The sequence below is a fragment of the Paenibacillus doosanensis genome, assembly GCF_025060755.1.
Lineage (GTDB): Bacteria > Bacillota > Bacilli > Paenibacillales > NBRC-103111 > Paenibacillus_S > Paenibacillus_S doosanensis.
The window spans coordinates 16,521-39,483 of sequence record NZ_JANYUY010000025.1 but is presented as its reverse complement, the minus strand read 5'-3'; the positions used below and the strand labels follow the sequence as shown (position 1 = coordinate 39,483).

Below are 22,963 nucleotides of genomic sequence, written 5' to 3'. Positions count from 1 at the left end.
TAAAACGCGAAAGACCGAAACATACCGCATGAGCGGCACATTTCGGACATCGTGTGAATCAGCCTTTGAGGCCGGAGGTGGCGATCCCTTCTACAATATAGCGCTGGGCTACGAAGAAGATGATCGTTCCCGGCATAATCGACAGGAAAGACATGGCGAACAATTGACCCCAAGGCGTGCTGGACTGCGCATCGACGAATACTTTCAAAGCCAGTCCCACCGTATATTTATCGATCGATTGAATGTAAATCATATGACCCAGGAAATCGTCCCAATTCCACAGGAAGCAGAAGATCGACATCGTCACGAGCGCCGGCACGAGCAGCGGCATAATGATCCGCCAGTAAATGCCAAACGACGTGCAGCCGTCCATCTTGGCCGCTTCGTCCAGTTCATGCGGAATGCCCCGAATGAATTGAACGAGCATGAAGATGAAGAAGGAGCCGCCGATTCCGCCCGCCAGCGCATGGGGAACGATGAACGGCAAATACGAATCGACCCAGCCGAATTTGTTAAACATGACGTACTGCGGAATAATCGTCACCTGGTTCGGCAGCATCAGCGTCAGCAAGACGATGGAGAACCAGAAGTTTTTGAGCGGGAACTTCATTCGGGCGAAGCCGAACGCCACCAGACTGCATGATAGAATCGAGGTAAAAAGCACGCTCAAAATCAGTTTAAACGAGTTGATATAGAAATGTCCGAACGAATAGCCGGTAATCGCGTTCCAGCCGCCGGGAAAATTGTCCAGCGTAGGATGCTTCGGCCAAATATCGGGAGAGGTCAGCTCCGCATTCGTCTTGAATACGGCGCCGAGCCACCAAAATACAGGATAAATGATAATAACGCAAAGAACAACCAGAACGATATGGGAGAGCAGCTTGCCGTTTTTCCGCTTCATCCTATTTGCCCCCTTCCGTCTCGTAATGAACCCATTTCTTCGAAGTCGCAAAGATCAGAAGGGTAACGATGGAGATAATGACCAGCAAGATCCACGCGAGCGCGGAAGCGTACCCCATCTGGTAGCGGCTGAACGCCTTCTCGAACAAGTACAGCGCGTACATATACGTCGATTCCATCGGTCCCCCGTGCGTGATGATGAACGCCTGCGTGAACATTTGGAACGCGCCGATCGTCTGCAAAACAAGATTAAACAAAATGATCGGAGAGAGCATCGGCAACGTCACAGAGAAGAACGTTCTTACCTTTCCCGCCCCGTCCACCGCCGAAGCCTCGTACAGCTCGGAAGGAATCTGCTTGAGCCCCGCCAGAAAAATAACCATCGACGAGCCGAACTGCCATACCGCCAGTATGATCAGCGTCGCCAGCGCGGTTTGCGGGAGGCCGATCCAGTTCTTCCCCTCAATGCCTATCTGAAGCAACAGCTGGTTGATCAATCCGTCCTTGCCGAACAAGTTGCTCCACAGAATGGCCACGGCCACGCTCGCCCCGATCAACGAAGGAAAATAGATGACCGTCCGGTAAATGAACATCCCCTGCAGCTTCATATTCAGCATGATCGCAATCAGCAGCGCTCCCCCCAGCTTTACCGGAACTGCGATAAGAACAAAGAGCAGCGTCGCCTTCAAGGAATTTGTAAATGAAGAGTCGTCGAGAAAAATTTTCTTGTAATTGGTAAGTCCGATCCATTTCTCCGCCTCCAGCAGCGAATAATCGGTGAAGGAGAAATAAAGCGACTGCAGCATCGGCCAAAAGGTCAGAAGAAAGAAGCCGATTAACCACGGAGAAATAAACGCATAGCCTTGCAAAGAAGTAAACCATTGCTTTTCCATTTTCGAAGCTGTTGTTTTCATCTGGTCACCGCCATTTATGTCTTGTTTGTATCTTAAGTATAAAAGGCATGACCGCCGCAAAAAACTAGGTAAACTAATGAATGTTTTAAGAAAACAACAAGTTCGGAAATTCTGCCCTCGTATCTTTCGCTTCTCTAGAAAACGAAGGACCGCCATGATCATATGAATGACCGGCGGTCCTGTAATCGATAATTCCCTGCTATGCCAAGCGCCTGATTTCGTTATACGCCATCAGAAGCGGCGCTACGCCGTGGCCGTTATTATCGGCGATCTGTTCACCGGACACGTAATACTCGAAGCTGCCGTCGCGGACAATGCCGGTGTCCGGATTGCGCCCGACACCCGCGCTCTTGCAAATGCCGCCGAGCAGCACCTCGCCGTTCTCCTCGCGGATGTACTGCCGCACGGTGCCGTCGAAAGCGCGCCTGCCGTACACGGCATATTCCTTAGGCAGCATGCCGAGCCGGACGCCCTTCAAGATGCCGTAAGCCATCATCAGCGTCCCGCTCGATTCCAGATAATTGCCGGAGGCATCCCCCTTGTCGACGACCTGGTACCACATCCCGCCGCTATGCTGATACGGCAGCATGCCGTCGACCGTCTCCTGGAGCAGCGCTTTAAGCGGCTCGATATCCGCTTTCTCTCCCTGCAGCAGCTCGTACACGTCGGTCAAGGCCATCGCCCACCAGCCGACGGCGCGGCCCCAGACGTTCGGCGACATGCCGCTTTCCTTGTCGCACCAGAAGATTTCCCGGCTTTCATCGTAAGCGTGATAATAGAGCCCGTTCGCTTCGTTATAAAGAAACTTCCGCACATTGGCGATTTGGTTCAACGTGTCGGAATAATCCTTGGTTTCGGCGAATTGCTTCGTATATTCCGCATAAAACGGCTGACCCATATACAGACCGTCCAGCCAAATTTGGTTCGGATAGTTCTCCTTATGCCAGAAGCTGCCGGAAGGCGTTCGCGGATAAGTCTTCAGCTGATCGTACAGCTGGTCCATCACGAATTTATATTTCGGGTCGTTCTCCTCGCGGTACAGCGGGAACAGCGCCGACGCCATTCGGATCTGATCGATGCTGTAATACGCCGGATCAATCTCGGGAATCCGGCCGTTCTCGTCGTACAGCCGGTCGATAAATTGCTTCGCAAAGCGGTATTCCGCCTGATTGCCCGTTTGCTCGTAGCTGTCCAAATACGCCTTCAATATGCAGCATTCGATATAATGCCAGCGGAGCGAATACCATTTCTCTTCCGCCATGTACTGCTCCTTCAGTTTCTCTACTAACTCGTACGCCACCTGTAACGCACCTCCATCATTCATTGCCGTCTCCGGAAGCGCAGCGTGCAGAAGACGGCTTCCCTTGCGGAAGCGTCTGCCTGTCGGCTGCGCATCCGGATGAACTTCTTTTATTATAAAATAGGGCGGAGGCCGCCGGATGACGGACTTTTTGCGATAAACAATAAAATATTGCAGAAACTAACGATTTGCTCTCTTACAGCTCGACGACCGCCTTGATCACGCCGTTTGCCGGGTTCAGCCAATCCTCGAACCGCTCGATCATCGTATCGAAGCCGGCGCGATGCGTAATGTACGCGTTAATGTCCACCGCGCTGCCAGACAGCGCTTTCATTACAACCTCGAAATCTTCGCGCGTTGCGTTGCGGCTTCCCATCAGCGTCATTTCCCGCTTGTGAAACTCCGGATCGTTAAACCGAATGTCCGCACTGACGAGCCCGACATAGACCAGCTTGCCTCCGTGGGAGACGTATTGGAATGCCGACTCCATCGACTTGGCGTTGCCCGTAGCGTCGAAGACGATCGACGGAAACTCGCCGTCCGTCAGCTCCCGCAGCTGCTCCTGCGGGTTATCCCGCACGTTCACAACCGCGTCGGCGCCGGCCCATTCCCGGCAGAAGGCCAGCCGGGCGTCGTTCATATCCATCGCGATGACGCGGGCGCCCCGCTGCTTTGCGATTGCCATAACTCCCAGCCCGATCGGCCCTGCGCCGATGACAAGCACGTTCTCTCCCGGCTGGGGATCGGCGCGTCTGACCGCATGAGCCCCGATGCTGAGCGGCTCCAGAACGGCGGATTGATCCAGCGTCAACCCGTTCGTGACGATCAAATGATCGGCCGGCACGGCAATGAATTCCCGCATGCCGCCGTCGGTATGTACGCCGAGAACGCGCATTTGCGTGCAGCAGTTCGTTTTGCCGCTGCGGCAGGCGATGCAGCTTCCGCATTCCAAATACGGAATGACGGCGACCTGATCGCCGACGGCAATCCCGCGCGCTTCTCCTGCGATCGCTTCCACCGTACCGGACAGCTCATGTCCCAAAATGCGGGGATACGTAAAATACGGCTGATTCCCCTTAAACGCATGCAAATCCGTGCCGCAAATGCCGATTCTTCGGATGCGCACTAAGGCTTCCCCCTGCTGTGGAACGGGCGCTTCCGTTTCCGTTTGGTAAAACTCGTTAATTTCTCTGCATATGATCGTTTTCATCATCCCGGTCTCCCTTCATTTCGCGGTGCTGATTACATTCCTCATTATATTCGTTTAAATCGATTACGTAATTTCGAATTTTGACCCAAACCTAACCGATTTTGATATACAATGGTAAAGGTGATAAACATGCATACGATAATCAAGCAATTTCCCGAGAGCGGCGATTTTCCGTTTCATTTCGTTTACAAAGATACGAAAAGCCCGCAAAACGAGCTGTCCGACCATATGCACGAATGGTATGAAATCGTCTATGTTCACCGGGGCGAAGGCCTCTTTTTTATCGATCAGGCGTTCTATCCGATGGCGGAAGGTGACGTGTTTCTCATTCCGGGCGATACGATACACCGGGCGATGCCGGACAAGCATCATCCGGTCACTTCCTCGATCGTCTATTTCGGCGAGCGGCTGCTTCCCGATATTTCGCTCGGCGAGTCGTTCTCTCTCCCCTTACTGTTCCGTCATATCCAGCATCGTCAAAGCTACAGAGCTTCCCTAGACTTTCACGACCGCAAGCGCTGGGCCCGGCATATCGAGGAAGTGAAGGAGGAATCGGACCGCCGCGGTCAAGGATACCGCTTCGCGCTGCGGCTCATTCTGCATCGCATGCTGCTGGAGCTGGCCCGAAGCGAACGGATGAGCTTCCAGGAATCCGTCCCTCCCGCGCCGACCCGATACCCGTGGCTGCACGAGATGCTGGGGTACATCGACGCGCACTTGGACCGGCCGCTCAGCCTGTCGTCTTTGGCCAAGGAAGCGCTGGTCAGCCCCGAGCATTTCACGCGCGTCTTCAAGCAAATGACCGGTCTGCGCCTGACCGATTATATTCACAGCAAACGCATCGTGAAAGCCAAAAGACTGCTGCGGCACTCGGCGCTGCCTACCCACGAAATAGCGGTGCTGTGCGGCTTCGAATCGCTGCCCCATTTTCACCGCATCTTCAAAAAGCATACCGAGTCGACACCCGCGGCCTGGCGGCGGGCGTCGCGGGGCTGACCGGCTGAGGGAGCCAGCCCGATGGTCTGCCAGAAATAGCGAAGAGCAGGCGCGTAAGCTGCCTGCTCAATCTCAATGTATGGAACTACGTCTGCACAGACGAATGCCATGCTTCTTCAAATTGTTCTCGCTTGGCGTCGAGAACGGCTCTCCGGCCAGACGCTACCCTTAATATCGCGCCACAACCATTTTCTTGCGCGTATAAAATTCGACGCCGTCCTTGCCGTTCGCATGCAGATCGCCGTAGAACGATTTCTTGTAGCCCGAGAACGGGAAGAAAGCCATCGGGGCCGGTACGCCGACGTTGATCCCAAGCATCCCCGCGTCGATATGCTCTCTGTAATGCCGGATCGCCTTGGCGCTATCCGTATAAAGGCAGCCGCCGTTGGCGAACTCGGAAGCGTTGGCGATGTCGATCGCTTCATCCAGCGTTTCCGCCCGGACGATGGACAGCACAGGAGCAAAAATTTCATCCGTCCAAATTTTCATGCCTTGCTTCACATGGTCGAAAATCGTCGGGCCGACGAAATAACCGCTGCCGCCCGCCGCGGGCGCCTCGCGTCCGTCCAGAAGCAGCTGCGCCCCTTCGGCGTCCCCCGCTTCGATATACTGAAGCGTGCGCGCTTTGTGGGAGTCGCGGATGACCGGCCCCAGGAAGACGCCGGCCTGCGAGCCGTCGCCGATCGTCAGCGCCTTGGCGGCCTCGGTCAGACGGCTCACGAGCTCGTCCGCTACGCCGCCTACCGCTACGACGACGGAGGTGGCCATGCAGCGCTCGCCGGCGGAGCCGAAGGAGGCGTTGATGATCTCCTTGACCGCGAGATCGAGGTTTGCATCCGGCATGACGATGGAATGGTTCTTCGCGCCGGCCAGCGCTTGCACCCGTTTGCCGTGAGCGGCCGCCGTCTTGTATACGTACTCGGCTACCGGCTGGGAGCCGACGAAGGAAATCGCGCTCACGCCCGGATGCTCCAGCAGGCCGTTCACGACATCATGCGCGCCGTGGACGATATTGAACACGCCGTCCGGCAGCCCCGCCTCGGTCAGCAGCTCGGCCAGCCGGTTCGCGAGCAGCGGCGTGCGCTCCGACGGCTTCAGCACGAACGTATTGCCGCAGGCAATGGCCAGCGGAAACATCCAGCAGGGCACCATCATCGGGAAGTTGAACGGCGTAATCCCGCCGACGACGCCGACCGGATAGCGATGCATGTTCGACTCCAGTCCTGTAGCAATATCCGGCAGAGTGCTGCCCATCATCAGCGTCGGAGCCCCTGCGGCGAATTCGACGCATTCGATGCCGCGCTGCACTTCGCCGTAAGCTTCGCCGTAGCTTTTGCCGTTCTCCTTCGTGACCAGCTCGGCCAGCGCCTTCCAGTTATCGACCAGCAGCTGCTGGTATTTGAACAAAATGCGCGCTCTTCTCGGAACGGCGACCTGCTTCCATTCTTGGAAAGCTTCCGCGGCTGCCGCCACCGCCCGGTCGACGTCTTCCCGCGTCGACAGCGGCACGGTCGCCAGCGTCTCGCCCGTCGCCGGATTCGGCACGGTCTCGTATCTAGAGGATGCCGATTCCACCCACCGGCCGCCGATAAAATTGTGTAATGCGGGCACCGCCGCTGTATGTGTAGGTTGTGTCATCACGAATCTCTCCTTTGTTTAGAAGCCCAAAATGGTAAACTTGCCGAGCGCCGCTTCCTGAACGGCCGCCATCGGCCGCTGGAACAAGCCGATCCGGTCGAACGCCTTCGGCTTCTGCTCCATCTCCTCGCGCAGCGTTTGACCGAAGGCCATGCGCAGCGCCGTGCCGATATTGATCTTGGCGACGCGCGCCGAGGCGAGTCTGCGCAGCTGATCGTCCGGCACCCCGCTGGAGCCGTGGATGACGAGCGGCGTGTCGACCAAGCTCTGGATGCGCTCCAGCAGCTCGAAGTCGATGCTCGCCTCCTGCGTCTCCATCCGGTGCACGGTTCCGACCGATACGGCCACCGCGTCAATCCCCGTCTCGCGTACGAACTGCCGGACCTCGTCCGGGTCGGACAGCTGATGCTTCATCGCAATCGACGGATCGCTGTAGCCGACGGAGCCGATTTCCGCTTCGACCGAGATGCCGCGCTCATGCGCATAATCGACGATTTCCTTCGTCCGGCGGATGTTCTCCTCCAGCGGCAGCTGAGAGCCGTCGTACATGACGGAGCTGAAGCCGTGCTCGATCGCCGAGGAGCAAACCTCGAAATCTTTGCCGTGATCGAGGTGCACGCAGACCGGGACGGAGGCGCTGCGGGCCGCCTGCAGCATCAGCGGCGCCAGATAAGCGAGCGGCATATGCTGAATCGCCGGAATGTTGGCGGCCAGAATGACGGGGGCTCCTTTGGTCTCCGCCGCCCGAATGACCGGAATGATATCCTCATAGCCGAATATATTGAACGCCGGCACCGCATAATCCTTTGCCGCGGCTTCATCGGCGAGCTGTTTCAATGTGACCAGCATGGTCGTATCTCCCCTTCTCGTTGCGGTTTTTCCAAGCATGATAACGGCTCTTAACGGCTCGTATGCTTGTCGATTACGGCTTGAATTTCTTCCGCCGTCGGCATCGCGTCCGAGCAGCTGTGGCTGGAAACGACGATGGATGCGGAAGCCGCCCCGAACTGCTGGCTGCGCGAAATGTCCCAGCCGTTCATCAAGCCGTAGATGAAAGCTCCCGCGAACGAATCGCCGGCGCCGAACGTCTTGACGACATTGGCCGGGAAGGTCGTGCCCGTGAAGCTTTGCCCGTCCTTCGTGAAGGCGACCGAGCCGTCTCCGCCGTGCTTGACCAGCACGATTTTGGCATGATGCGCAAACCAGCGGTCGGCCGTCGCCTGATCGTCTTTTTGCAGCGGCCCGTAAGGCGCTTCGAGCAGATCGAACTCTTCTCTGCCGCCCAGAATGACGTCGCTCTTCTCCGCCACGAGAGCGCAGTAGATGCCGGTTTCTTCACGGGATGACCACGAATAAGGGCGGTAATCGATATCGAAGAAGACGACGACCCGATGCTTTCTCGCCAGCTCCACCGCTTTGAACACGGCTTCCCGGGAAGGGCTCGCCGCAAGCGCGGTGCCGGAGATCATGATCGCTTTGGCGTTCTTGATATATTCCTCGCGGATATCGGCGGGCTCCAGCTTCAAGTCGGCCACATTATCGCGGTACATCAGAATGCTGCAATCGGTAGGCGATTTGATCTCGGTAAAAGCAAGCCCGGTCACCGTGCCCGACTTGTCGGTAATGACGTTCGACGTGTCGATGCCGCGATCCTCCAAATACTTCGTAATGAAGCGCCCGTGCTGATCGTCGGACACGCGGCCGATAAAGCCGGAGGCTTTGCCCAGTCTCGCTACGGCAATCGTAATATTGGCGGGCGAGCCGCCGACATATTTGGTAAACGTTCTCGTCTCTTCCATCGGACGGTGAATTTCGTTCGCGTTCAAATCGATGCACAACCGGCCCAAGCCGATAAAATCCATCGGACGGCTCTCTTCAAACGTAATCAAGCTCATATTCGGCCTCCTCGTTCACTCGTTTATCGTTACTTCCAGCTTTCAAAAATCCATTCATGATCGGTATCGTTCTTGAATTTCCACGTTCTGACCGGCCCGGCCATGACGTTCAAATAATACAGGTCATAGCCCGGAGGCGCCGAGACCGGATGGTAGCCCCTCGGAACGAGCACGGCATCCCCGTTGCTTACAGCCAGCGTTTCGTCCAGCGAACGGTCGTCCGTATATACCCGCTGGATGGCAAAACCGTGCTCGGGCTGTACTTTATGATAATACGTTTCTTCCAAATACGACTCCTCCGGAAGCCGCTCCTCGTCATGCTTATGCGGGGGATAGCTCGACCAGTGGCCGCTTGGCGTCAGCACCTCGACGACGAGCAGACTGTCCGCCGGCTCCTGCTCGGGGAGAATTTGATGAATGCGCCGCTCGGCGCTGCCTTTGCCGCGAATTTCGACCTCAATCTGCGACGGGGCGATCAGTCTCGCTGCGTACGTTCCTTTGCCGGGAGCTCTGCACACGGCCAGCTCCAGCGCCGTCAACGCTTCAACCTCGTAACGGTCGCCGGACGGGACATAGACCGCATAAGGCGGAATTTGCTCGAATACGCTCATCCGCTCGCCGATGCTCTCCCAGCGCTCTTGCTCCGTCGAGACGTTCCCCTTGCCGCCGATGAGCACGAGGCATACTTCCTCGTCCCCCGTCTCCTGCTGCAGCCGCTGTCCGGCCTCCAGCCGGAACACTTCAAAGCCTACATACCGCCAGCCCGCCGATTCAGGCGTAATGCGCAGCACGCTACCGTCCGATGCGGGTGCCGCGCTGCTTACGATCAACTCGCTTTTTGCCATTGCCGTCTCCTCCTTCATTCCGGTGCTCCATTGTCCGTATCCTTCCGTCCCGCACATCTATCCGTTTTTTTGGCGAACGCTTAATAACATGGTGAAAAACGCCCGCTTCGCATGCGAAAGCATCCTCCGATCGCTCTTGTCCCCGGATTTCTTGAATAGGTAAGCCCGTGTAACGGGTGAAATCCGAGAACAAAGGCGAACGCTTCGCTTCTCCGGATTGCTCTCGCTTGCTTCGCTCGCTTGTTCACCCGCCGTTTAAGGCTCGCCGTTTCTCTAATTCTCTAATGGATATTAACCAACACTGACCTCGATCTCGCTCAGCTTCACGGGTCTGCCTTCCGTCAGCGATACTTTGGCCGCATAGGCGATCTTTTCCGCCTGGAAAGCGTCGTTGCCGTCTACCGGCACCGGCTGTCCGTTCAAGACGCTGTCGATAAACTGGCGCGTCTCGTCGATATACGAATCGTGATACCGCTCAAGGAAAAAATATTTCGGATTGTCGCGGACAACGCCGTCCTTCGTGCTGATCTCCGCCGTCGTCGGATGATCGTTCTGCACGCCTATGCTCCCTTCCGAGCCGAACACCTCGACCCGCTGATCGTAGCCGTATACCGCCTTCCGGCTGTTGTCGATAACGCCGAGCGCGCCGCTCGCAAACTTCAGGCTGATGACCGCCGTGTCGATATCCCCCAGCTCCCCGATCACCGGATCGACGAGCACTGCGCCCTGCGCGTAAACCTCGGTCACCTCGCTGCCCGACAAATAGCGGGCCATATCGAAATCGTGGATCGCCATGTCCATGAACAAACCGCCGGACACCTTGATGTAGTCGCTGCTTGGAGGCGCCGGATCGCGCGACGTAATTTTGATCAAATGCGGATCGCCGATGCGGCCGGCTTGCACCAGTTCGCGCACCCGTTTGAAATTATGATCGAATCTGCGGTTGAACCCCGTCTGCAAGACGACGCCCGCCTGCCGCACCTCTTCCAGCGCCGCCGCCGTTTGACGATAGTCAAGACTGATCGGCTTTTCGCAAAAAATATGTTTGCCCGCTCTGGCCGCTTCGGTAATAAAAGGAACATGAGTATTGGTCGATGAGCAAATAAAGACGGCTTGAATTTCCGGGTCCTGCATAATGTCCTTATAATTGTCCGTAACGGCCGCAATGCCGAGACCGGCGGCCCAGCCGCGCAGTTCGTCCGTCACATAAACGTCCGAGATAATGCGAATGTCGGCGCGGCCGTTGCGCGTCAGATGCTCCGCATGCAGCCGCCCGATTCTTCCGGCGCCGATAATGCCAATGATTAGCTTCTCCATAGTATGACCTCACTGTCGTTCGAATGGGGTTAAGCGCTTAATCTTTCTGCATAAAGCAATAACTCGTTATCTTCCCTTGTCGTTCCCCGGCAGGCTCCGCCTTGTTTATACAGGCATCGCTTGCAAGTAATCCTTGGCCTTCTGAGCGTATTCCACCGGATCGGCGATCGCCGGGTCCTGCTCCGCCTCGATAATCATCCAGCCTTCATAGCCGCGGGCCGCCAGCTCGCTGAAGATCGGTTTGAAATCGATGCAGCCGTCGCCGGGTACGGTGAATATGCCTCGGCGCACCGCTTCTCTGAAGCGAATGCCCTCCCGGCGCTTCCAATCCAGCACATCCTGACGAATATCCTTCAGATGAATATAGCGAATCCGGTCGTAATACGTGCGAAGGATGTGCAGCGGATCGCTGCCGCCGAAGTAAGCGTGACCCGTATCGTACAGCATATGGACCAGCTGCGGATCGGTCGATTCCATCAACCGGGCAATTTCTTCCCCGCTCTCCACCACGGTTTCTCCGTGATAGTGGTACACGAGCTGCATCCCGTTATCCCGGCAGTAGCGTCCCGCTTCGTTCAGCCCTTCGGCCATATGCTTCCACTGCTCGTCGGTCAGCGGCTCGATACGGACCGAGTTGTTCTTCAGATCCTCGAAGGCGTTGCCCGTTTCGCAGGTGACGACGTATCGGCAGCCCATCGCTTTCAGAAAATCCGCATGCTCGCGGAACGATTGCAGCTCCTCTTCCCGGCGCTCCGGCTGGCTGAAGTGGACCGATTTCCACTGCGACGTCAGCACCATATGATGGCGGTCCAGCAGCTCCTTGAGCTGCTTCGTATCGCGCGGAAACTTGCGGCAAAACTCCGTTCCTTCAAAGCCTAGCCGGGACATGTCTCCAAGCACCTGCTCCGCCGTGTAATGATCGCCGAGCTCCATAATATCTTCGTTGACCCAGTTGATGGCCGAGATCCCGTACTTCACATTCATGGAAAAAGGCTCCTCTCTTTGATTGGCAACCGCGGGCGAACCGCGTCCGCACTGTTTCACGTTTCTAAGAAATGTGACGATCGATTGGCGTCCTGCGGTCGGGTCGATAGAGACTTCTGCTTGCGGAAACCTCTGCCGATCGCCGACCATCCTCTTATCCCGACCGCTTTACCATTTGGGCACCGTGCTCAATTTTGCCTGCAGCTCCTCGTAAGACCGCTTCACGCCGTCCATCTCGGATACTTCGGCCACCCCTACATGCCACCACGATTCGTAGCCGTCCGTATTGGTGCCCGGCAGCACTTTAATATCGATCAGGGTCGTGACCTGCTCTCCTTTGGCTTTCTCCAGCGCATCCCGCAGCTCTTCCACCGTTCGCGCCGAATACGACTTGGCCCCGAGACTGCGGGCATGCGCCGCAAAATCAATCGGCATATAATCGCCGCTCAGCTGCGCCGTCTCCTCCGAGCGAGAGCGGAATTCATTGCCGAAGCTGCCGCTGCCGTGTCCCCGCTGCAAGTTATGAATGCATTGGAAACCATGATTGTCGAACAGCACAATCGTAATCTTCCGTCCTTCCTGCAGGCTCGTCACCAGCTCCGAATGAAGCATCAGATAGCTGCCGTCGCCGACCAAAGCGTATACTTCGCGGTCCGGCTCGGCCAGCTTAATGCCGAAAGCGCCGGCGACCTCATAGCCCATGCAGGAGAAACCGTATTCCATATGATACGTCTTCGGCTGCGTCGTTCTCCAGACGCGGTGCAGGTCGCCCGGCAGACTGCCCGCGGCGCAGACGATAACGTCGCGTTCACCAAGGAAGCCGTTGATTTCTCCCAGCACGCGGGTTTGCGCCAAGCCGTCCGCCCGTTCGATACTATACAGCCGGTCGACTTCACCGTCCCACTCCCGCTTCCAATCGGACAGCTCCTCCGGACTGTAAGCCGAAGCATAGCCTTGCGCCTTAAGCTCCGCAGCAATCGCCTGCAGCGCCTCGCGGGCATCGGCCGTCACATAAGTGCCGTCCAGCTTGTAAGCGTCCAGCCCGCTTACATTGATATTCAGAAACTCGACGCCCTCCCGGGAAAACGCCGTCTTCGACGCCGTAGAGAAGTCGGACATCCGCGTCCCTACGCCGATGATCAGATCGGCCTCAGCCGCCAGCCGGTTCGCCGCCAGCGTTCCCGTTACCCCGACGCCGCCGAAGCTAAGCGGATGCTGCCAGGAGATCGCGCTTTTGCCTGCCTGCGTCTCGGTTACGGGGATGCGGAACGCTTCCGCGAACTGCCTCAGCTCCTCGGTGGCGAGCGAGTAGTGAACGCCGCCTCCGCACACGATCAGCGGCCGCTTCTTGCCGCGGATCAGCTCCGCCGCGCGGGCGACAGCCGACGCCGCCGCGGGCTTGCGGTCGATATGATGGACCCGCTTGGCCAGAAATTCCGCCGGATAGTCGTAGGCTTCACACTGCACATCCTGCGGCAGGCACAGCGTGACGGCCCCCGTCTCCGCCGGATCGGCGAGCACGCGCATCGCCTGGAGCGCAGCCGTCATCAGCTGCTCGGGACGATTGATGCGGTCCCAATATTTGCTCACCGGCTTGAACGCGTCGTTCGCCGTCACCGTATAATCCAGCGGATACTCCACCTGCTGGAGCACCGGATCGGGCTGCCGGCTGGCAAATACATCCCCGGGCAAGAGCAGCAGAGGAATCCGGTTCACCGTAGCTACGCCTGCAGCGGTAACCATATTAAGCGCGCCCGGCCCGATCGACGACGTGCAGGCGAACATCTCCAGCCGGTTTTTCTGCTTTGCGTAAGCGATTGCAGCATGAGCCATACCCTGCTCGTTTTTCCCTTGAATAAACGTTATTTCATCCTTGTACTGCTCAAGCGCCTGGCCGAGCCCCGTCACGTTGCCGTGGCCGAAAATCCCCATAACGCCCTTGAACATTTTGTGCTCGGTACCGTCGATTTCGATGTACTGGTTATTCAAAAACTGAAGCAACGCCTGGGCCATCGTTAATGTGACCGTTTTCATAAACCGCTCCTCCGCCTTGTTAAATTAAGCGCTTCACCTAAACAATATATTGCATAACGACAGTAAACATTCTTGAAAATAATGAAAATCGAACTCCATCAGGTTAAGCGCTTTCCCTTAGTTCAAATTTATACCATAATCAGGTTCGTTGTCAATGAGAAATTAGGCCTTTCTTTATCGTCATGACAGAACAAATCCCCCAAAAGCCATCCATGCCGCCGACGCGGCACCACAGACAATGGAAATGGGGTACCAAGAGTAATTTCCAGGGTAGTGACGTGATGCACTGAAGCTTATTCCGTCCGCATCCAGCCTAAGCTGGATCGGCGTCTAACAATTCCTCTGGGCTGTGCATCATTTCCTAAACATTAAAAAAAGCACCCTCCCGCATAGGCGAAAAGGGTGCTTCGGACTTCGCTTTGTTACTGTTTGCTTGCCGCTTCGGCGCTAATCCGTTCTATGAACTGCCCGATACTCATCGCACCGAGATCGCCGCCAATGCGGCCCCGGACCGCGGCTTGCCCGCTCTGCTTCTCGCTTTCCCCGAGCACGAGCATGTACGGCACCTTCTCCAGTTGGGCCTCGCGGATTTTGTAACCGAGCTTCTCGCTGCGGACATCGACCTCGACGCGTATACCGGCGTCTTCCAGCCGTTTTTTCACCTGCAGCGCATAATCGATGTAATTGTCGGACACGGGCAGCAGCTTCGCCTGAACCGGCGCCAGCCACACCGGGAACGCCCCGCTGAAATGCTCCGTCAAAATGCCGATAAACCGGTCGATCGAGCCGTATATCGCCCGGTGAATGACCACCGGTCTATGCTTCTGATTGTCTTCGCCGATATAGCTCAAATCGAATTTCTCCGGCATCTGGAAATCGAGCTGGATCGTCCCGCACTGCCAGCTGCGTCCGATCGCATCGAGAATATGAAAGTCGATCTTCGGCCCGTAGAACGCGCCGTCGCCTTCGTTCAAACGGTACTCGATGCCGCGGTGCTCAAGCACGTTCCGCAGCGACGTTTCCGCTTGCTGCCACAGCTCCTCCGAACCCATCGAGTCGTCGGGGCGCGTAGACAGCTCGATTCTGTACGCAAAGCCGAAGACGGCGTACATCCGGTCGATCAGCGCGATGACGCGGCCGATCTCTTCTTCGATCTGATCCGGCCGCACGAACAAATGCGCGTCGTCTTGGCAGAACGTGCGCACGCGCATCATCCCGTTCAAAGCGCCGGAATATTCATGCCGATGTACTTGGCCGAACTCCGAAATCCGGATCGGCAGCTCGCGGTACGAATGCAGGCTGTTTTTGAAAATAAGCATATGCCCCGGGCAGTTCATCGGCTTGAGCGCAAATCTCGTATCGTCGACTTCCGTAAAGTACATGTTTTCATGGTAGTGATCCCAATGCCCCGACTGCTCCCACAGCCTCTGGTTCATCATGAACGGCGTGCGGACCTCGTCGTAGTCGTGCTTCTGCTGCATCTCCCGGGAATAGTCTTCCAGCTGCGTGCGGATCGCCATCCCTTTGGGCAAGTAAAACGGCATGCCCGGCGCCTCCTCCGAGAACATAAAGAGCTGAAGCTCCTTGCCGAGCTTGCGGTGGTCGCGCTTCTTCGCCTCTTCCAGCAGATGCAGATGCTCCTCCAGCTGGGCTTTCTTAGGGAAAGCCGTTCCGTAAATGCGCTGCAGCATCTTGTTGTTCGAATCGCCGCGCCAATAAGCGCCGGCTACGTTTTGCAGCTTGAAGGCTTTAATCCGGCCTGTCGACGGCAGATGCGGCCCGCGGCACAAGTCGAAAAACTCCCCTTGATCGTATATCGAGATCTCCGAATCCTCCGGCAAATCGCGAATCAGCTCCAGCTTCAGCGGGTCGCTCAGCTCCTCGAACGTGCGGATCGCTTCCTCCCGGCTCACTTCGCGGCGGACGATCGGCAGATTTTCCTCGGCAATCCGCTCCATCTCCCGCTCGATTGCTTCGAGATCGTCCGTCGACAGCGGCTTCTCGATATCGATGTCGTAATAAAATCCGTCCGCGATAACCGGTCCGATACCGAGCTTCACGGCCTTCTGTCCGTAAATCCGCTTGATCGCCTGCGCCATCAAATGCGCCGTGCTGTGCCGGTACACTTCAAGCCCCTCGGGGCTGTCCAGCACAACGATCTGCACCTCGCTGTCCTCCTCGATCGGCCGGTTCAAATCGACCAGTCTGCCGTTCAGCTTGCCTGCCACGGCCTGCTTTTTCAAGCTTGAACTGATGGATTCGGCCACTTGCTCGATCGTGGTCCCCCGTTCAAACTCCTTAACTGCTCCATCCGGCAAAGTGACTTTCATCCTCATGGCATAGCCTCCGTTCATTTTGATAAGATTTTTTCACCGCACTTGTATATGTGAACGCAAAAAAACGCATCTCTCCCAAGGGACGAGTGCGTTCAAGCTCGTGGTTCCACCCTGATTCGAACTTGTACTTTATCCGCCGTGCCGCCCGTACGCTGCCGCAATCATGCGCATAAAAAGTGCAAGTTCCTCAAGCATCCGGTAACGCGGATGAGACGGTAGTGCCTACTGCTGCAAATCAGGGGGACCGCAGGGTTCGGCATCACGGCTGCAAAGGGGTAATTTACGCTTCCGGTCGCTGAAGGAGCTCGCACCTAACCTCCTCTCTCTGACAGCCCTTGAAGGAAACCATGTCTTTGGTCATCGCCTGAATATGATATTGGTTCATTATTATACGGACCGAATTTGAAAAGGTCAAGCGGGGCATACAATTTATTTTATGGAAACCGCGCCGAGCCCCATCCAATAAGAATTTAAATTGAAGGTAAATATTCCCAAACACCGGCCGTTATAGTATTCTAAAAACAAGCTTCACATTCATGCCGTAACCTATAACCGCTTAGGAGGTGCCTTCCCATGAAGCCGCAATCCGACCGCCTGAACCAGGCTGTCCGTAAGATACAATCTTTCATCCGCCGGCTAAGGCAGATGACGATCGACCTCGGTTAATACAGGTACGGCGGCGGCAAGCTTGCTCATCGCCGGTCTGGCCCGCACATCATCGCATTGGATAACGAGTGGCGATCCAAACAAGCTGCCGCCCTTTCGCCGCACGCATCCTAAGCCACCGCACTATGAGGTTACGGCCGCTTCGGCGTCAGAATCCCTTACGTCAACGCCGCGGTTGAGCCGCGGACGACCAGTTCCGGCATCAGCACGACCCGCTGCCGCATCGACTTCTCTCCCTTGATCTCCTGCATGAGCAAATCCATCGCCTGACGGCCGATTTCCTGAATCGGCTGGGCTACCGTCGTCAGCGGCGGATCGATGATCGTCGCCAAAATCGTGTTGTCGAAGCCGACGACCGAGAGCTGCCGCGGCAGCTGCAAACCGCGCTCGCGGGCGGCTTGAATCGCGCCGATGGCGAGCAGGTCGTTGCAGGCGAAGACGGCCGTCGGCGGCTCGCCCAGTTCAAGCAGCCGGCGCATCGCTTCCTTGCCGCTGTCCACGGTAAATTCGCCGGCGGCGATCAGCCGCTCGTCCGAGGCGACGCCCGCCTCCGCCATCGCCTGCTTGCAGCCGCGAATCCGCTCTCGGTTGCTCATCGTGTTCACGTCCTCCGCCAATATCGCAATGCGCCTATGCCCCAGACCGGTCAGATGGCTCCCCGCCTGGTATCCGCCGAGAAAATCGTCCACCATCACCGTATCGACGGCAAGCGCCGGCATTTCCCCGGTAATCAGCGTGATCGGCACATGCTGCTGAATCAGCTTCTTGAGAAACAGATCCTTCTCCGTACGGGTCGCCACGATGACGCCGTCCACCCGCTTTTGCGTCAGCAAAGAGAAATATTTGATCTCCCTGTCGGGATCGTTATCCGTGCTGCAAATAAACACGTTGAATCCGTACTCATGCCCCCGGTCTTCCACCGCCCGGGCAATTTCCGCAAAAAACGGGTTCGCCAGATCGGGCAGCGTGAGTCCCACGGTAAACGTGCTTTTGCCGGTCAGCGCGGAGGCCACCATGCTCGGCTGATATTTCAGCTGCTCCATAATATTCGTAACATGCTTTCTAGTTTTATCGCTGATGCGGCCCGTGCCGTTAATCACCTTCGACACCGTTGCAATCGAAACCCCGGCGGCTTGAGCGACATCATAGATGGTCGGCTTCATTCGCTGCTCCTTTCAAGCTCTCCGTACAATACAAGCTCATGCTTTACGTTTTTATTGTCTATCATACGACATGAGGACAAGCGCTGTAAACGCCAAGGTGAGCGCTTACCCTAATTTTCCTTGAACCGGCGGAATCAGCGCAACAACAAAAGGCAACCGTATGACAAGAAGTCATATGATTGCCTTGATTTTATTATGTAAAAATTTTACATTTATCCCGTGGGGCGCACTCTATCCTCAGAATAAACGATCCCAAAGAAAAAGTCTACTCTTTTTTATCCATTTCTTTTATAGTGAAGCTGCCGCTTCCGCGGGGCGGCCAGTGCTTAGTCAAATACACGCCTCTGCCACAAATCGTATAAAAAAAGGAGCAACCGTTATGCAGACAAGAAATCTCGGAACGCTGCAAGTATCCGCCATCGGCCTCGGCTGCATGGGCATGTCCGAATTTTACGGCGCGGCCGACGATACGCAATCCGCAGCCGTCATTCTTCAAGCTCTGGAGCATGGTATCCATATGTTCGATACGGCGGATCTGTACGGCGTCGGCGGCTCGAATGAACTCCTTCTGGGCGCGGCTCTCCGGGGCCGCCGCTCCGAAGCAATCATAGCGACCAAGTTCGGCGTTATGCGCGACCAGCACGGCCGCGTGCTCGGCATGAACGGGCGGCCCGAATATGTCAGGCAAGCGGCCGAAGCGAGCTTGCGCCGGCTGGGAACGGATTATATCGATCTGTATTACCAGCATATGCCCGATCCGGACGTACCTATCGAAGAAACGGTAGGCGCTATGAGCGAGTTGGTTACGGAAGGGAAGGTGCGTTATCTTGGACTCTCGAATGTCGATGCGGATACCCTGATAAGGGCGAGCCGCATTCATCCCATCGCCGCGCTGCAATCGGAGTATTCGTTATGGAGCCGCGAGATCGAAGCGCTGCTTCCGGCGGCGCGCAAGCTGGGGACCGGTATCGTAGCTTACAGTCCGCTCGGCAAAGGATTTTTGTCCGGACAGATCAAGCGGTACGAGGATTTCGCCGAGGACGATATCCGGCGTCATTTTTCCAGATTTCAAGGAGATAACTTCCGCTATAATCTGGAGCTTGTTTCCGTACTGGAGCAGATTGCCCGGGAAAAGGACGCCACTTCCGCGCAAGTCGCGCTAGCCTGGATTCTGCGGCAAGGACATGACATCGTACCGATACCGGGAACCAAACGGCCGGCTTATTTGCTGGAAAATATAAAATCGCTGGAGCTCACGCTGGAGCCCGGAGATTTGGAGCGGATCGACCGGATGGCCGGCCGGATCAAAGGAGATTTCGACGTTACGGGCGACACTCTGGATACGCTCGAAGCTGCCGACGCTTCGGATAACGAATAACCCGGCACATACAGCTTCCCGCCCCGCCCGCTTCGAACGCCATAAAGCCATGCGGCACAATTAGGGACGGCTTCTGTACTCTACAGACAGTGCCGTTCTTCCTTGCTGCATGGCCTTTTTTAGGCGAACGATAATGCTACTGCTATTTTCAATCGAAATAAATCGGGTTCGTCAGCGCAGCCACCAGCAGCCGGCCCGCCTCGGCAAAATACCTGCGCACCTCGACGCGGCAAAACTTCAACCCCGCCGCATCCAGCGTTAGCGCGGCCGCATCGCCGTCATCCGCCGCGTACGTCTCCTCCTTCACAAGCCCCTGCTCGCCGATCCAGCGCACAAGGTCTCCGGCCTGAAGGCCTCGCGCATGCAGCGCGACGCAGCCCGCCTGCTCCCGCTCGCCCGCCGGAACCGCGTCCCCGGTCCGGTACGGCCCGCAGCGCAGCTCCAGGAACGGCCCGTCCGGCGCGAACGACAAGCATACATGCCCGCAGCCGGCGGCATCCAGAATCCCCTGCGCCGTCCTCGTCTCCGCGTACACCCATGTGCACGGCATCGCGTGCCGCACGTGCGGGTCGGGGCGGTGCACGTCGCTGCCTCCGACCGCGACCAATCGGCGGCCGCTCGCCAGCTGCCGCTGCCACCACTGCAGCGCCCGCTCGTTGCGCTCGGCCCACGGGCCGTTCCACACTTCGACCCAATCGTAGTCGACGTCGAAATCCCATTCCCACGGACAGTACTCGCAGTGGGGATGGTTCAGCACGATCCGCGCCCCGCGCTCGCGGGCGGTGCGCAGCCGCTCGTTGACATCGGCCTGATCGCTCACGCGGAAATCGTCCAGCGGATCGGCAACGCCGAGAAAGTTGCTGTGGCCGTAATTCGTCGTGAACTCCATCCCCGGAATCATCACGACGGACGCGCCGCGCGGGTAAGCCTCATTTTGACTGCATGTGTTATGATCGGTCATCGCGATAAAGTCGCAGCCGAGCCGTTCCATAATCGCGGCATTGTCCTCCAGCGTATATTTGCCGTCGCTGTGCACGCTATGCGCGTGCAGATCCCCCTTCAGCCAGCGCGGCGCAGACAAGCTGACGGTCACCGTAACCATCACTTCGCAGCCTTCCTCCGGCACCCGGTAGGCGTTATGCAGCACCGCCCAAGCGCCGGGCGCAAGCTTGCCGGGCATATACCCCGGCGTCGCCCGTTCGAGGCCGATCCGAAACCCGGTGCGCGCGCCGCCGCTCCAGCCCCGGACTCTTGCCGCATCCCGCACGCCGAGGTCAATGACGGCTTTGGCCTCGCCGAACGATTCGACCGAATAAGCGACGGTCAGCTCCTCCGCCCGTTCCGGCATTTCGAACGGAATCTCGATATAGGCTCCCTGCTCGCCGGGGGCGATTCTGCGTTGGATGACGCGCCGTACCGTGTGCTCCCCGGCTGTAGCTTCCGTATGATGCTCTGCCATAAGACCTGTCTCCTCTTCTTCCCATTTGCTCTAAAAGGGTGGTGAAAAGTCCGCTGCGGCTTCCAGTTGATCCTCCATCCGCCGTTGAAATCGGATTACTTGGATTATTTTCCCATATTCCCATAGAGAGAATCCGTTTTCAAAGGCGAACGCTTCGCTGGCTTTTTCACCCTGTTTCTAATCCATCCGCACGACGGCGACGATCGGATAATGGTCCGACGGATAAGCGCCGTCCACCTGCGAGCGCTCGACCAGCGTCCTTACGACCTGCGCGTTCGGGGAGACGAAAATATAATCGATCGGCTCGCCCTCCGAGCCGCCCCGGAAGCTGTGCGCCGTCAGGCCCGGCTGCCCGTCCAGCGCCGTATAAGCGTCGGTAAGCCAGCCCTTCGGCCCGTCTTCCTCCGTCTGCCCCCGCAAATAACGGATCGGCCGATCGCCCGGAGCGCTGTTCATATCCCCCATCACGATCACGGGTGCGGAGCTGCCTGCTCTATGCTTGGCGACATAATCCCAAATGACCTTCACCCCGTTATCCCGCGCTTCCTGGCTGTAATGGTCGAGATGGGTGTTGAACACGGCGAATTCGCGCCCGTTCTCCCGGTCCCGAAAGACCGCCCAGGTGCACATTCTCGGAAAATAGCTGTTCCAGCTCTTCGAAGCCGCCGTCTCCGGATTCTCCGACAGCCAGAAGTGCCCCTGCTGCTCCGCCGTCAGCCTATCCTTACGGTAAAAGATCGCGCAATGCTCGTCCTCACGCCCGCCGAACCGGCCCATGCCGACCCAGTCGTAATCCTCCAGCTGCCCGTGCAGCTCGGTCAGCATCGATGCATATCCTTCCTGCGTCCCGACCACAACCGGTGCGTGCGCCTTGATCATTCCGGCCGCGCGCTCTATCCGGTTCGGCCAGGCGTTATCCCCGTCGCTCGGCGTATTGCAGCGCAAATTAAACGTCATCATCGTATAGTCCATGGAATGCTTCTCTCCTTTTTCAAAGTCCGCTGCGGCCCCTTGCGATATGGACCGCCGGAGTTATTCCTTCACCGATCCGAGCATAATGCCGTGAATAAAATATTTTTGCAAAAACGGATACACCACCAGAATCGGAACCATGGAGACGACGATTTTGGCGGCGTTCAGCGTCTTATCCGACACCTTCATCAGCAGCTCCGCCTGCGATGAATCCAGCTCCACGATGTTCAGATTGACGACGAGCTGCTGAATATACGTCTGCAGCGGATAATTTTCCGCGCTGCGCATAAAGATCATCCCGTCAAAAAACGCGTTCCAATGCCCGACGATGCTAAACAGCGTCACGGTGGCGAGCGACGGCAGAGACAGCGGCACGAATACTTTGACCATCATGTACCACGGCCCCGCTCCGTCCATATATCCCGCATCGCTCAGCTCCTTGGGCATGTTGCGGAAGAAATTCATCAGCAAAATGACGTTGAACACCGGCACCGCTCCGGGCAGCACCAGCGCCCAAATCGTATTGAACAGCCCGAGCCCTTTCACCGTCAAATACAGCGGAATGATGCCCCCGCTAAACAGCATCGTGAAGAGCATAAACCACATGTACACGTTGCGGTGTGGGAATTCCTTGCTGCTTCTCGACAGCGGATACGCCATCAGAATCGTCAGCGCGAAGTTGATCGCGCCGCCGACCAGCACTCTTTTGACCGAAACGAAGAACGAATTGAGAAAATGCGGCTCCTCCATAATTCTCCGGTACGATTCCACATTAAAGCCTACCGGCCAAAATTTGACGAAGCCCCCGGCCGCAGCCGCATTGTCGCTGAACGATACGGAGAACGTATGTAGAACGGGCGCGAGGGAGACGATCGAGATCAGCACCATAACAAGCAGCAGCAAAGCTTCGGCCAAGCGGGCCGAAACGGTTTTATTCCGAACCATCAATCATTCAC

General features: G+C 57.1%; 18 protein-coding genes. 2 read left to right on the top strand and 16 right to left on the bottom strand.

Features of this window, described 5'->3' with window-relative positions; genetic code table 11:
- Positions 1–58 precede the first annotated feature (58 nt).
- The 4 genes from N0M98_RS18345 to N0M98_RS18330 all read right to left on the bottom strand — a co-directional run bounded on the left by N0M98_RS18345 (position 59) and on the right by N0M98_RS18330 (position 4,324).
- Positions 59–901: a carbohydrate ABC transporter permease gene (locus N0M98_RS18345; RefSeq protein ID WP_259618767.1), complete on the bottom strand. Its 843-nt coding sequence runs from the start codon at positions 899–901 to the stop codon at positions 59–61.
- Position 902: 1 nt separating this feature from the next.
- Positions 903–1,814 (bottom strand): carbohydrate ABC transporter permease, encoded by a 912-nt coding sequence (locus N0M98_RS18340; protein WP_259618766.1) that lies wholly within the window; start codon positions 1,812–1,814, stop codon positions 903–905.
- Between the two features lie 199 nt (positions 1,815–2,013).
- Positions 2,014–3,114, bottom strand: a complete 1,101-nt coding sequence (locus N0M98_RS18335) for a glycoside hydrolase family 88/105 protein (RefSeq protein ID WP_259618765.1) — start codon at positions 3,112–3,114, stop codon at positions 2,014–2,016.
- A 196-nt stretch (positions 3,115–3,310) separates the two neighbouring features.
- Positions 3,311–4,324 carry a zinc-binding alcohol dehydrogenase family protein gene (locus N0M98_RS18330; protein ID WP_249866288.1) on the bottom strand — a complete coding sequence of 338 codons (1,014 nt, stop codon included), beginning with the start codon at positions 4,322–4,324 and terminating at the stop codon, positions 3,311–3,313.
- Between the two features lie 129 nt (positions 4,325–4,453).
- Here N0M98_RS18330 and N0M98_RS18325 point away from each other — a divergent pair, with 129 nt between their 5' ends.
- The gene (locus tag N0M98_RS18325) at positions 4,454–5,320 is read left to right on the top strand and encodes a helix-turn-helix domain-containing protein (RefSeq protein WP_249865510.1); all 867 of its coding nucleotides are present in this window, start codon (positions 4,454–4,456) and stop codon (positions 5,318–5,320) included.
- A 168-nt stretch (positions 5,321–5,488) separates the two neighbouring features.
- On the opposite strand, the gene N0M98_RS18320 is transcribed toward N0M98_RS18325, so the two are convergent.
- The 9 genes from N0M98_RS18320 to N0M98_RS18280 form a co-directional block, all read right to left on the bottom strand.
- Entirely contained in the window at positions 5,489–6,958 is a 1,470-nt protein-coding gene (locus N0M98_RS18320) for a CoA-acylating methylmalonate-semialdehyde dehydrogenase (RefSeq protein WP_259618764.1), read from the bottom strand.
- An 18-nt stretch (positions 6,959–6,976) separates the two neighbouring features.
- Complete coding sequence (locus N0M98_RS18315) at positions 6,977–7,846, bottom strand: class II fructose-bisphosphate aldolase (protein ID WP_259618763.1); 870 nt, start codon at positions 7,844–7,846, stop codon at positions 6,977–6,979.
- An 11-nt stretch (positions 7,847–7,857) separates the two neighbouring features.
- Positions 7,858–8,853 (bottom strand): 5-dehydro-2-deoxygluconokinase, encoded by a 996-nt coding sequence (gene iolC / locus N0M98_RS18310; protein ID WP_249865512.1) that lies wholly within the window; start codon positions 8,851–8,853, stop codon positions 7,858–7,860.
- Positions 8,854–8,882: 29 nt separating this feature from the next.
- Positions 8,883–9,698, bottom strand: coding sequence for a 5-deoxy-glucuronate isomerase (gene iolB / locus N0M98_RS18305; protein ID WP_249865513.1), 816 nt, complete (start codon positions 9,696–9,698; stop codon positions 8,883–8,885).
- Between the two features lie 291 nt (positions 9,699–9,989).
- Complete coding sequence (gene iolG / locus N0M98_RS18300; RefSeq protein ID WP_249865514.1) at positions 9,990–11,015, bottom strand: inositol 2-dehydrogenase; 1,026 nt, start codon at positions 11,013–11,015, stop codon at positions 9,990–9,992.
- 105 nt (positions 11,016–11,120) lie between these two features.
- Positions 11,121–11,999, bottom strand: a complete 879-nt coding sequence (iolE, locus tag N0M98_RS18295; protein WP_249865515.1) for a myo-inosose-2 dehydratase — start codon at positions 11,997–11,999, stop codon at positions 11,121–11,123.
- A 168-nt stretch (positions 12,000–12,167) separates the two neighbouring features.
- A complete protein-coding gene (gene iolD / locus N0M98_RS18290; protein ID WP_259618762.1) occupies positions 12,168–14,033 on the bottom strand; it encodes a 3D-(3,5/4)-trihydroxycyclohexane-1,2-dione acylhydrolase (decyclizing) in 1,866 nt (621 codons plus the stop codon).
- Positions 14,034–14,455: 422 nt separating this feature from the next.
- Entirely contained in the window at positions 14,456–16,369 is a 1,914-nt protein-coding gene (thrS, locus tag N0M98_RS18285; RefSeq protein ID WP_259618761.1) for a threonine--tRNA ligase, read from the bottom strand.
- Positions 16,370–17,193: 824 nt separating this feature from the next.
- Positions 17,194–18,198 (bottom strand): LacI family DNA-binding transcriptional regulator, encoded by a 1,005-nt coding sequence (locus tag N0M98_RS18280; RefSeq protein WP_249865518.1) that lies wholly within the window; start codon positions 18,196–18,198, stop codon positions 17,194–17,196.
- Positions 18,199–18,577: 379 nt separating this feature from the next.
- Here N0M98_RS18280 and N0M98_RS18275 point away from each other — a divergent pair, with 379 nt between their 5' ends.
- Complete coding sequence (locus N0M98_RS18275; protein WP_249865519.1) at positions 18,578–19,576, top strand: aldo/keto reductase; 999 nt, start codon at positions 18,578–18,580, stop codon at positions 19,574–19,576.
- Positions 19,577–19,724: 148 nt separating this feature from the next.
- Here the strand turns inward: N0M98_RS18275 and N0M98_RS18270 are convergent, their stop codons facing one another.
- The 3 genes from N0M98_RS18270 to N0M98_RS18260 form a co-directional block, all read right to left on the bottom strand.
- On the bottom strand, positions 19,725–21,035 hold the full coding sequence (locus N0M98_RS18270) for a CehA/McbA family metallohydrolase (protein WP_259618760.1): 1,311 nt from the start codon (positions 21,033–21,035) through the stop codon (positions 19,725–19,727).
- A 177-nt stretch (positions 21,036–21,212) separates the two neighbouring features.
- Positions 21,213–22,007: an endonuclease/exonuclease/phosphatase family protein gene (locus tag N0M98_RS18265; RefSeq protein WP_249865521.1), complete on the bottom strand. Its 795-nt coding sequence runs from the start codon at positions 22,005–22,007 to the stop codon at positions 21,213–21,215.
- 60 nt (positions 22,008–22,067) lie between these two features.
- Positions 22,068–22,952 (bottom strand): carbohydrate ABC transporter permease, encoded by an 885-nt coding sequence (locus tag N0M98_RS18260; protein WP_249865522.1) that lies wholly within the window; start codon positions 22,950–22,952, stop codon positions 22,068–22,070.
- Positions 22,953–22,963: the final 11 nt, after the last annotated feature.